Source organism: Aliikangiella litoralis (assembly GCF_052495765.1).
In genome coordinates, this window is sequence record NZ_CP199292.1 from 4,422,526 (window position 1) to 4,435,748 (window position 13,223).

The window sequence follows — 13,223 nt, forward strand, 5'->3', positions numbered from 1 at the left end:
TTTACCTGTAAGCTGTCACTATGCGTGTAAATATTTTTTCCATAGGTTCATAATTAACAAACACTCCATCAATATTTGCCTGAATCCATTCGGCTCTTTTTATACCACTCCAATCAAGCTCATAACCAGCAGATAACGAAAGGTGTTCAAATAATAATCTTTGAACTCTACCATTACCTTCTCGAAAAGGGTGAATCATATTAAATTCACAATAATATTCAGCTAACTTAGCACAAAAACTTTCTTTCAAAAGACCAGATAACCACTTGTCTTTTAACAAATTACTAAAAATTTTCTGCGACTCAGCTATCACTCTACTACAGTTACAAAAGCGAGTTGCTCCTTTGGAAATATCAACATTTCTGAATTCGCCAGCCCACTCATATAATTCAGAAAACAACTGACGATGTAACATCTTCATGTATTCTAAGTTGTAAGGTGGGGCTTTATATCTGACATTATTTATAGTGAAAGCAGTAATTTCTCTCTCAGCTCTTTCGAGTTCAGCCATATTTTTAATATTAAGTTTGTTTTTAAGTACAAATGTTCCTTTATAGCAATAGTGATCACTTACCGTATCATATTTATCCATATACCTACCTTTTATACTTATCTATTATTGACTCCAAAGAAGTTGAATCATTAGGGCTCTCTATATCAATTCCTTCTAACTTAGAGCTATTTTTAAAGTTTTTTATTTTTGTTTCTTCAAACCGCAAAGCGGGATCGTATTCGCCAAGTAGACTAACTAAGTTAGTAATTTTATTCTCTAAATCTTTTAAACTCGTTGCTTTAATTTGAACACCTAAAGTTTCATTAATTATCTTTATTGAGTTTGCCAAATCGTTTTCGCGATAAATTTCATACAAGTAATTTCTATTATTTAAAATCGACTTGTTAAGGAAAATTATTTTATAAAATAAAGACTCCCAACCTCTTACTCCTAAAACAACATCAAGTTGATTTTCAATATGCTTCTTTAGTTCATAATAAGAACCTAGTGACTTTAAATCATTGATATTCTTTGCTTGAAAAATTGTGTTTATCTTCATCATCTTTAGCCAACTATAATTTATGCTTAGTTACTTTCCAGCTGATTGAAAAGCTTGCTTTCACAAAGAAACTATTTCTGTTCAACAACCCCCTGCGAAACCAAATAATCTTCATACTTACCTTCAAAATTAACAATCCCATCAGGCTTCATATCCAAGACTCTAGTTGCTAATGAAGAAACAAATTCACGATCATGAGAAACAAAAATCAGCGTTCCCTCATAATGTTCTAATGCTAAATTCAGAGCTTCGATAGATTCCATATCCATATGATTAGTTGGCTCATCCATAATTAAAATATTGGGGCTTTGCATGATTAATTTGCCAAACATCATTCTCCCTTTTTCACCACCAGATAATTTGGTGACGGATTTCTTTATATCGTCTTGGGAAAATAACATTCTGCCTAAAATGCCTCTAACAACCTGTTCATCATCGCCTTCATTACGCCACTGACTCATCCAATCAAACACCGTAATATCTTCGGCAAAATCTTCATTATGATCTTGAGCATAGTAGCCAATTTTGGCATTTTCAGACCATTTAACTTCTCCAGACTTAACAGGCAGTTCGCCAACCAAGGTTTTCAAAAAAGTGGTTTTGCCAATACCATTAGGTCCAATGACCGCCACTCTTTCACCGACTTCAAGCATCAAATTAAACGCTTTAAATAAAAGCTCGTCATAACCATTAGCAATATTTTCTAGCTCCAAAGCTAGACGATATAACTTTTTTTCTTGAGTAAAACGGATAAAAGGACTAACTCGGCTTGATGGCTTAACTTCTTCTAACTGAATTTTTTCGATTTGTTTTGCTCTAGATGTTGCTTGTTTTGCTTTAGATGCATTGGCAGAGAATCGACTAACAAATGTTTGCAGTTCGGCAATTTGTGCTTTTTTCTTAGCATTATCAGATAACAGGCGCTCTCTTGCTTGAGTTGCTGCGGTCATATATTCATCATAGTTACCCGAGAACAGCCTCAACTCACCATAATCCAAGTCGGCCATATGCGTACATACACTATTTAAAAAATGGCGATCATGGGAAATGATAATCATCGTAGACTGACGTTGGTTCAATATATCTTCTAACCAACGGATCGAATTAATATCCAAGTTATTGGTAGGCTCGTCAAGCAACATAATATCAGGATCAGCAAATAATACTTGTGCGAGTAAAACTCTTAACTTCCAACCCGGCGCGACGGCACTCATTAATCCAAAATGTTGTTCTATAGGAATATCAAGGCCTAATAATAACTCACCAGCTCGGGATTCTGCGGTATATCCATCCAACTCAGCAAATTGAACCTCTAAGTCCGCCACTTTCATCCCTTCTTCTTCACTCATTTCTGGTAATGAATAAATACGATCTCGCTCCTGCTTAATTTCCCAAAGCTCTTTGTGGCCCATAATCACGGTATCTATGACAGAGTATTCTTCGTAGGCAAACTGATCTTGGCTTAATACCCCAATTCGTTCATTAACATCGACCATAACCTGACCGGCTGAAGGCTCAAGCTTGTCTGACAAAATCTTCATAAAGGTTGACTTACCACAACCATTAGCACCGATTAATCCATATCGATTGCCCTCGCCAAATTTTATCGAAATATTTTCGAATAAAGGTTTTGCACCAAACTGCATAGTGATGTTAGCGGTTGAAATCACAATATATTTTCCAATTGATTAACAAATGAACGGTTTAGAGCTGAATTGCTCTGTCCCCTGTAAAAAGGCGCGCATTTTAGCTTAGTTTGTATAAGAAGTAAGCAAGCTTTGAAAAAATATTTTGCATTGTTCTTGTATTAACTTTATAAAACTAATACAAGGTATTGAAAATACAGGAAATAGAAAACCTACCGCTTGTTTTTTTCCTGCTTGCTATCTTTTCGCTGAAAGCTTTTATGTTGCCACTTATCATTTTCAAACTCTGTTTCCTTAATGGGTGACACACCGGGGGAAATAGCCTTTTCTACAACAATTTCACTACCAACATCGAGCAGGTGTTCTTTTAATGCGCTAAAACCCTCACACCAAGACTCTTCTTCCTCTTTATCCTGTTGCTTGGTTCGAGAGGATGAATCTTGGTTAGAAACAATACGAGTTTGAAACTTATCTAAACCTTTAGGTCCGATTAACTCAATACCATAGGTAGCGTTACCTGGTCGCTTGAGAACAAGTTTACCTCCCTCAACCCAAGCAGTTTCTAAGTTTTCACTAATCTCATATCCTAAATCAGCTAAACCAGCCAAAAGCACTTTTCTTCGGTGAATATCAGAAAAGTTTTCAATCACATCAGATTTCAACTGATTGACTTTCTCTAATAGACTATCAATATTGTCGAAATTTGCTTGAGATGACTCTTGACGTAATTGGGCAAAAGCATCTTCAAATTGCAATAAGTCAAATGCTTTTATTTCTTCAAACAGACCATTAAGTAAGCGAACTTTTTCTTCCAGCTGTTTTTTCGCCTTGACAAAATCGGCAATTTCAATCACTAGCGAGTCTAACTTGAGATCGAATAAAGATTCCTTTTCCTGAAACATCATTTCATTCGCACGCGATATAAAATCACTGACAATATTATCGTTGCATTCCAATGCGTCTAATTCAGCAATCACCTTCATCAAACGAACAGTCTTAGGGCTCTTTTGAACTTGTTCAGTCGATAGCTGTTGACTATACCATTGACTAACAGTTTGAGTTTGAGAATTGTCTTTTAATTGCTCGACTAGTTCCTTTTGTATGTCAGTTAAGCTAGTTTCTTTAGTTAATGAAGGCATGTTCAATTGGTGAAACAGCTCATTTAACTGCTCGCTCAAGTTTTCAACTTCATCATCTGAATATAAAAGCAGATTACTTCCTTTCTTTAAAATATCAGGTAACTCAATATGACTTTCTTTACAGGAATTAATTAATTGTTGTTTAATGTAGCCAAGAGTCTGTATCTTTTTTTGCTTATTAAGTTTTCTTGCAACCACCTGACTTTCAATACATCTTCGTTCACTATCCAAGAAATCAATTTGTAATGAAACATCTCTCTCTAATTTTTCATACTGGTTAATATCTACATTGCTAAACTTTTCTAACCTTAATTTAAGTTCATCCGCTAAATCACTAGTTAAACAATCATGTTTCTTTGCATACTTTTTAAACGCTTCAACTGCTTTTTGATAAGCAGCTATTTGTCCTCGGCATATGGCTTCCATTTCTTGTTTGGTCACAATTTTGACAACTTTAGGTCCGCTCATAGTATTTTCCTAATTTAAAGCTTTCTCTATCGCTAACTTTATTTTTTGCTTTTCTGATTTCATATTATGATACCAGTCTCTAGAAGATAAGCGGTAAAGAACTGGAACAGATTTCGTCAATAGGTTATAACGCCAAATTTCACGGTACTTGGCTTCTTGTAATAGTGGAGCATTTGGTGAATCACAAATAATACCAAAACCATATAAGCTGGTTGTGGGGTTTTCAATGGCTAAATCAATACCAAAAATATCATTATTGTTAGATGCTTTAACAGGTTGATATCCTAAACCAATCAAATACTCTTCAATGGATAAGATAAAAGCATCTTCTGAAGTTGATAAATGAGTTTTTGAATTTGAAGCACTCAAAAATCGTTCACGAATGCGTTTCGCCATTAAAAATTTATCATCAGAAACATGGGTTGAATATTCCAAATAGGCTTGCAAGTAGTCTCTTGGTTTTGTTGGGCTTCGGCCAGCAGATAACATATCAGAAACATCTTTTATTGGCATTGAAGTCACTATGATTACTTTTTTACGGGCTCTGGTTATTGCAACATTTAATCGACGTTCACCACCTCTATGTCCTAAAGCACCAAAATTCCTTCTAAAAGCGCCTTGTTCATTCCTGCCAAAAGTTGTACTAAATAAAATGACATCACGCTCATCACCTTGCACATTTTCAACATTTTTGACAAAAAAACCCATATCTTCCTCCCCTTGCGTTCTATCTTGCTCTTGTAAATAAGCTTGGTAGAATTCAGGGTTGTTTTCTGAGTGAGATTGTAATGCGTCCTCTAATAACTCGGCCTGTTTTTTATTAAACGTCACTACGCCGATACTTGGTCTCTGTAAATAAGGTTCACGCCAATATTCTTGCAAAATTTGTACTATTCTTTCTGCTTCACTTTGATTACTTTGGTTATTATATATTCCCATCACTGAGTGAACTTCAATGGGTTTATTTTCAATCACTTCCTTTTCTGAGCGATGAACAGGTATATACAGCTGTTGAGCATAAAAAGCAGAATTGGAAAAATCGATTAAAGCGCGATATTGAGAACGATAGTGAATTTGTAATGTTTGGCTAGGTAATACTGCTTTACCTAAAACAAGCAAGTCAGGACAGTCTTTTATTTCTCGACGGTTCCAACTTTCTTCATATTGAGTAACTTCCGCTTCTGAAGCATCTTCATCCAACTCACCATCAATGATTTCATCTGACTCAATACGACTAGAGAAAAAACTTGTTGGCGGCATTTGCTTTTCATCACCACTAATCACCACTCTTTTAGCTCGATATAAACAGGGAATTGCTGAATCAACCATGATTTGCGAGGCTTCGTCAAAAATCACTAAATCAAACAGTCCTGCTTTTAAGGGCAAAACTTGACTCACCACATCGGGACTCATAAGCCAGATAGGTCTCATACTCATTAAACCTATTTCTGTACCCAAATCAAAAAACTCTCTTAGTTTTTTATACCTGACGCCTCTTAATCCAGTAATTTCACGCCACTGCTTCTTTGAGCCTAAACACTGACTGTCAAAATTATCTGACAATAATAAACGGTTAAGCTTGACCATTTTATTAATAGCATTATCAAGTTTGGGAAGCTGCTGCTGCAAAACATTGGATTCTTGTTGTAGCGATATTGAATCGGTTTCAATTCTATTTTTCCAACCGAGCATTGCTTCTCTTTTAATTAACTGTGCTAAAGCAAAGGCTCGCTTATCTGAGTCAATATTTAATAACCAATCTTGCTGTGAGCGGACTTGTGCCAAAGCATCAAAAGCGGCCGGAGATAATGCTTGTGACAAATTTCTGAACTTTTGAAAGTGAGGCAAATTAGGTAATTGTTCTATCAGTTTCTCTATAATAGGGAGAATAAACTTATTATCATTGATTACTTTTCGATAATTATCTAACCATTGAGAATCGATCCATTCACACAAAGAATCAACAAATCGAGTTTGTTTTTCTTTGATTTTGTGTTTCTTTAGTCCACCTTCTAACTTAACAAAAAATTCATTAAACCGCTCACTACTTCCGGAAACTAAATATTTTTTTGCTTCCTCAGCTAATGGACAGAGCTTTATCCCATTGATAGTTTTTCGCACCTGAGAAAAATCATCAATAAAATCACTAATAAAATGTTTCAACTCTAACAAGTCCATATCATCAATTTGAACTTTTTTTATTCGTAATATTTTTAGTGTTTTTTTAATCGCTCTTCGAATTGGCTTAAGATTAATCTCCAGCTGACAAACATTAATCAAATTATCTAACGTGTTATCTGATAAGTTTTCTTGACTTAACAACAATACTTTATTGACCTTGCTTTTAGTAAGCCAGAATAACGGATTTAACTTTTGAAAAAAGCTCTTTTGACCTAAAAGCATTTCAAAGTCAGCCAACCAGTCCTTTAGCTCTGCAACACTCTGTCCCCTGCTCCAAATAAAATACTTATCATCATGACGCATCACGTCACAGTGAGACAGTTTTTGATTTTCTTTTTTTAATCGCGTCAAAAGTTCACTGACAATAGACGATTCTTTATCTCCATCAACAAATACTTTATACCACAAATTGATACGTTTAATTTGCACATCAGATAACCCTTTGTAAATCTGACTATTATGGTCTAACCATGATTGACATAAATAAATATCATTATTATTAAATCCTGATGCATATCGCTCGAGTATTGTTTTGCGTTGACGTTCCAATTTGCGAAGTTGATTAAATTTAATAGTTAATGTATCTACTTCACTTTTCACCACTGAAAAAGGCTTAAAAATATCTAACTTGCTAGATTCATAACCTGACAACAACCAATCATTCACTAACAACATACAGTTATCACAAATCTTATTCACTGTTTCAGCATTTTCTTCAGCTAGCACTTTCTGTAACGAAGGTATTTTGATTAAGTCAAAATCCTTCGAATGACTCTCTAGATGAATCAATTCAGTAATTAGTTGTCGATAAGTTAACCCAGAAATGTCATCTAACTGATACATGGCTTGATGCCTTTGGTCGAAATGACGTTCTAAGTTTTCAATTTCTCCCGCGAGGTTATTTCGGCTATTTTCTATTTGCTCTATTTGACTCAAATCGCGTTTTGATAAATTGTCTAACTGTTCTCTGATAGTGCGTATAATTGATTGTCTATCCCGATTAATATTGGTAACACTAAGCAACCTATTGCCAAGGTTTTCTGCTCTCAAACGTTTTTCAACAACCTTTAATGCCGCTTGCTTTTCGCAAACCACTAAGACATTTTCACCCCGGCCGAGACAATCAGCAATAATATTAACAATCGTTTGACTCTTTCCTGTACCAGGAGGGCCTTCGATTACAAGTCCTGGATGGTTTCGTGCTTGCTGAACAGCACTATCTTGCGACGGATCAGAGGGCACAACAGCATAGTGAGTATATTGATTATTTTCATTCGAAGATTCTTTTTCATTCACAGAATTTTTTTCATGTAAAGAATCTTTATGATGATTAAAGCCAGCTGAAAAATTACGCTCTAATTCTTCTGGCTCTGTAATTTTTAGTAAAGTTTCCAATACTGTATTAGTTAGCGGTTTACTGCGTAACTGGTATAAATCTTCAGCAATAGCTTGGCCTGAGAAACGAGCATTAAAAATAACGGCAGAACATTCTAACTCTCTGGTTTCTTCATCCATTTTATAATTAACTGAAGGGTGAGAGGTTAACTGAGTGTTAAGTGGAGATATAAGCCCCCCAAAAATATCCATTACAGTATTGATTGTGATATTTTGTTGTCCAAGCAATTGTTGCCGACATTTTTTCCATTTTTCAATTTCACTTGCACCGACTATCCTTTCTAACGCAGGATTTAAACGTACTTCTTCCCGATCTTTATCAAAACTCAAAGCGATGCCGCCTTGAGATGATATTTTAAACTCTAGCCTCACAGGCCAAAGTAAAACAGGTATAATTCGAGGTCTTGCATTAGGTCTGCTGGCATCTGAAGAAAGTAAAAAGGGAAATCCTAAGTATAAACTATCAATGCCGGTATCTCGACGATAGTTGTTGGCGTCATTAATCAAACGCCAAATTCTTCTCTCTCGATAAGGTTCATGTTGAAAACAATTGGGATCAACGGTAATAGCTACATCAGTACGTTCTAAAATATGATTGAGCAAATCTTCTGCTGGTTTTAAACGAGTATTGAGTTCCGTAAGATCAATTCTTGAGGATGTTTTGGAAATAGTCAGCCTTACTAAAGGCCCACGTAATACAGAACTCGTTACTCTTTTTTCAAAAAACTTTAAAATATTTTCAGCATAATGTTGCTTATCAGGTACTATCCATTGTGCCTCTGGCACGCCTAATATAACAATTGCTCTCACCAGCGATATCCGTCTTTCTATTCGAAAATTATCTGCCCACCCATCAATATAAACTAAGTTACATCGAGCAAATCCGTGAATGCGTTTATCAACAGCCGCATAAATATCTCTCTTGGAAAGTTGAAGCCATTGATGTGCAAACTCAGCATCAACACATTCTATGTTGTACCTTTCTGCTAATGAAACAGCCTCTTCAATTAATTCAGATACAGGTATAAACTGATGTAAAGCGGCGCTCAACAATAAAATAAGATCTTGTTCATTAAGTCGTTTCTTATCAAGTAATAAAGCGAGCCCCGAATGATTTGACGCTGGAAATTGTTTTTTGGTTGCTTCGCTTTGTGCTTCTAAATTAGCTCTGGATGTGACTAGAATATTAATAACGTAGCGTTCATCATCAAGCTCAATTTCTAATAATTTAGCCCGCTTTTTGATTTCAATTTCACGATAATGTAAACGCACTAACCATGCGTCTCTCTCCATCACTTCTAACTCAAGTGGTACTTTTCCTGTCACTAAACGATAACCATTTTTAGGTTTATCTAATAACCAGGCAGGTGTAATAATTTGTCCATTATAAGTCAAGGGTAAATCTTGATTAAGGTGCATCAAAGTTAATGCAAAACGCCACTCTAACTCAATTTCCTGAAGTGATTGAAGCTTACGTATTCTTGATAATAAACGTGATTCTCCAAAAGCCTGTAGAACCCAAGTAGCAATTTCTCCAGATTCAAACAATTTAATTCCTGATAACCAGTTTTTCTCTTCAGCTGCAGTTAATGCAAAAAGACACGGGTTTGTGTAATCGTCTTTACCCAAAGTAATTGAATGAGCAGTCACTGAGCCAGGCGCTAATGAAGAGTCTATAGGCGCTTCAACAATTTCTCCATCTAACCATCTTTTGACTTGCTCCCATTGCCAGCGTTGAAGTGGATCTCTAGCTAACAATCCTCTTAGTAATAAAAGAGTTCGCTCATCAAGGTTATTGGGTAAAACAACACCTCTGGTGACAATATGAATCATAAAAGCTTTGTCATTGATATCTGCAAAACACTGGCCTTCTGTCAGTAGCTCCATCAAGATCATACCTAGACTCCACCAATCAGAGGCAACACTAACACCACCAACAATGGTTTCTGGAGCTGAATAACGATTGAGCTCAAGAACAGCAACAGTATCTAAATCATAATCAGATAAGCGAGCAGAACTAAAGTCTGTAATAACCAAATCTAAAGGTTCAAACTGACGAATAGAAATGGTTCTTGGACTCAGATTTCTTAACCTGATCCCCACATTGGCTAAATCGTGCAATGCTGTCGCTAATTCATATACAATAGTGTGCAACATTGCAGTGCTGTTGCCTATAACTAGATCAGCGCTTTCTAACGTACCTTCAGTAATCCATTCAAAAATTTCAAATGCTCTATTCTGTAAGCGACCAATTTGGAGTAACTTGGGAATATGAACTTGTTTTGTATTATGTAAGACATCATAAATTGCAATATCAGGTTCATGGTTTTCTTTATATAAACTTAAAAAACCTAATTTTCCAGTTAATGAATCTTTAACAGAAAAACATTCTCTAGCAGCATTAGTTGTTTGAATAATGTTTATTGCTTCCCACCGATCAACCTTTATATTTTGGAGCGAGTTTTTAACCACTAATTCAATCGTGTGTTCTGCCATTGTAAAACGACTTTCTTGTTGAAAGTTTGCAATAACTTCAGCGCCACACTCTCCACACATTAAATCGCCATCATTAGCCTGATGTCCATTGGTACACCGTGGAAATCCATTTTGTTTTGATGTTTCTTTTATTGGTAAGTTTGAATTCGTCGAAGGAGAATGATTTAACGATGTTACCTCCTCTGTTTGACGTGGTGAAGGCGCCACGTCAACTAAAGACCAGTTACACAGTTGCCTATCATCAATAATATTTTGACAGTAAATTTCATTAATTGAACGTTCACAGCCACAATCAGGACATAGTCGAATTAGCTCCATCTAACTTTCCCTTTTGACTTTAGCTTTACTTTTAGAGTGGATTATCTGATGCCCTTGCAGACTCAAATGCTTTTTTAGCTCATCTAATGCATTTTGCTCTATCACTCCAGTCATCCACAACTCACCATCATGATAAATTGAATCTAACTTTTTACTTGTTGTTGCTTGCTCATAAATTGAAAATTCTTGTTTACCTAATTTGGTTAATAAATGCATTTGTTGATTATCACTACCACGCAAGGCTTTTGTTTGACTTTGTTGCCATTCATAAGGCTCTGAAATTAATACATCAATTAATGACTGCATATTTTTTAATGGTTGAGTTAATCCATCAAAGGAATAGCCACTATAAACTAATATTGAAATGTTCTTCTTTGATTTTATCCATTGTAAAATTTTTAACAATGCATCTTCCTGATCAAATGGCTCTCCGCCAGAAATAGTAACTCCATCGGCAAAAGGCAACCATTTTTCTATCTGTTGAAAAATCATTTCTAATTGAACTTGATCAATATTTTTTGGCCATGTATCTAAAGAAACACAACCTTTACATTGAATAGAACATCCTTGAAACCAAATACCAATGCGTTTTCCTGGACCTAAAGTAGTCACAGGATAATGTATACGTGAGAGGGAGATTAAGTCGCTCATAAACAATGATTCTTTACTGCTGCTTAGTAATGATCATTGAGGTATTAATGTTATTACTATTCACCTCTTGAATGATTAGTTTCTCATTCGCTTTTGGTTCGATTTCAAATAATTCTCTTGACAGCGGATTAATAAAATGAGCTTCTATTTTATTTCTAATACCTCTACCACCATTAGATAAATCACTTAAACATAATTGTTTAAGCTCTAGCCTTGCGCTTTCTCTCATTTGAATATTAATCAATAACTGTTGAGTTATTTCACTCATATGATTATCAATCATTAAGTCAAATATTTCACTGCCGACTTCTTCTCGGATAAAATCAAAAACGATAATATTATCTCCCATTCGGTTAAGTAGTTCAGGCCGATTAATTTCTAATTTGAAATATCGCTCAATTTCACTGACCACTTGACTCTCAACCTTTTCATAAGGATCACTTGGAGATGCATTTAATTGACGAGAACCATCCGGCAATGCTTTATAGATTCCTAAGTTAGAAGTAAAAATAATGAGTGTTTCTGAAAAATATACTCGCTCTCCTCTTCCACTTGTTAAAACACCATCATCCAAAACCTGAAGAAATTTATCGAGTATTCTCGGATGAGCTTTTTCTATTTCATCAAATAGTACAACACTAAAAGGTTTTTCACGGACTGCATTTGTTAATTCACCACCTACATCATAGCCAACATATCCCGGTGGTGCGCCGATTAATCTTTGATCAGCATGCTCTGCACTAAATTCAGACATATCAAAACGAATATAGGCACTGTCATCGCCAAATAATAAGTTGGTTACTGTTTTTGCCAGCTCTGTTTTTCCAACACCTGTAGGTCCAGCCAGAAAAACAACACCGCGAGGACGACCGCCGCGTTTTAGGCTGCCAATGCCAGTAATTGCTCGCTTAATAATATCCATAATGTGAGTAACCGCATGATCTTGCCCCTTAACTCTCTGTTTTATATAATTTTCACCATTGCTTACTCGTTGGCGCTCTATCTTCATCCAAGGATCTTCTGTTACTCCTACTTTATACCTTCTAACTGCATCAGATATTTGATCAATCGATACATTTTCTGAACGAGCCAAATCAATAATTGCAGTTAAATCTGATAACAATAATCCTTCGGTATCCTGCATAAAAGTTTGCAAAGTTTCTGTTAGCTCGGGTTCTTTTAGTGAAAAACTACTCAATAATATTTTTGCAAGATGATGTCTTTGTTGTCGATCAGGCACACTAATACTGATTTGCCTGATTTTAGGATTACCAATCGTTAGCCAATCTGGTAAATCACCTTCTTTATTAACAATCCAAATCAGTGAATTATAAAATGGGCGTCTGGGCTTTCCATAAGGTCTAGGCGATGCTAATTCAGATAAAACTAACGCTTTAGTAAATGCATTATGTTCCGCTTTGACTAAATGTTCTGGTACCATAACTAGTTGAGCAGCAAAATCAATTAATAGTGCAACTGGCGGGCCATCATGTTCAACAATTGATGACATAACTTGAGCAAAAGTTTCAACATTAAATAATAATGAAGACTGATCTTGCGGAATCCCTAAATCAGTTAATATTTTAACTTTCTCTTCTGCACTTCCTAGAAACAATGGAATATCAAACCCAGTCACAGGGTTATAATAAAGAACTTGCTCAAAGCCATAATCTAAAAGCTCTAATTTGAGCAAATTAATCAGCTTATGCCACCCTATGTGATCTTTATCCTCTCTCAGTTGTATATCTCGAATATTACCTGAAAGCACAAACTGACTTTTGATAGGAAGAAAACGAAATAAATCTCTTAACCATCGAGGCTTTATCCATTGATTGTTCACATTAGACGCCATTGGCTATTTCTCACTTTTAGTCAAT

At 35.5% G+C, this 13,223-nt stretch carries 7 protein-coding genes; all 7 read right to left on the reverse strand.

Annotation, left to right across the window (positions count from 1 at the left end; all coding sequences use genetic code 11):
- Position 1 precedes the first annotated feature (1 nt).
- Entirely contained in the window at positions 2 to 592 is a 591-nt protein-coding gene (locus ACT5E3_RS18455; RefSeq protein ID WP_444995022.1) for a putative adenosine monophosphate-protein transferase Fic, read from the reverse strand.
- 4 nt (positions 593 to 596) lie between these two features.
- The gene (locus tag ACT5E3_RS18460) at positions 597 to 1,055 is read right to left on the reverse strand and encodes a YhfG family protein (protein ID WP_444995023.1); all 459 of its coding nucleotides are present in this window, start codon (positions 1,053 to 1,055) and stop codon (positions 597 to 599) included.
- A gap of 68 nt (positions 1,056 to 1,123) precedes the next feature.
- Entirely contained in the window at positions 1,124 to 2,722 is a 1,599-nt protein-coding gene (locus tag ACT5E3_RS18465) for an ABC-F family ATPase (protein ID WP_444995024.1), read from the reverse strand.
- A gap of 188 nt (positions 2,723 to 2,910) precedes the next feature.
- The gene (locus ACT5E3_RS18470) at positions 2,911 to 4,305 is read right to left on the reverse strand and encodes a hypothetical protein (RefSeq protein ID WP_444995025.1); all 1,395 of its coding nucleotides are present in this window, start codon (positions 4,303 to 4,305) and stop codon (positions 2,911 to 2,913) included.
- A gap of 9 nt (positions 4,306 to 4,314) precedes the next feature.
- Positions 4,315 to 10,695 carry an AAA domain-containing protein gene (locus ACT5E3_RS18475; RefSeq protein WP_444995026.1) on the reverse strand — a complete coding sequence of 2,127 codons (6,381 nt, stop codon included), beginning with the start codon at positions 10,693 to 10,695 and terminating at the stop codon, positions 4,315 to 4,317.
- Positions 10,696 to 11,346 (reverse strand): 4Fe-4S single cluster domain-containing protein, encoded by a 651-nt coding sequence (locus ACT5E3_RS18480; RefSeq protein ID WP_444995027.1) that lies wholly within the window; start codon positions 11,344 to 11,346, stop codon positions 10,696 to 10,698.
- Positions 11,347 to 11,359: 13 nt separating this feature from the next.
- The gene (locus ACT5E3_RS18485; RefSeq protein WP_444995028.1) at positions 11,360 to 13,198 is read right to left on the reverse strand and encodes an AAA family ATPase; all 1,839 of its coding nucleotides are present in this window, start codon (positions 13,196 to 13,198) and stop codon (positions 11,360 to 11,362) included.
- Positions 13,199 to 13,223 lie beyond the last annotated feature (25 nt).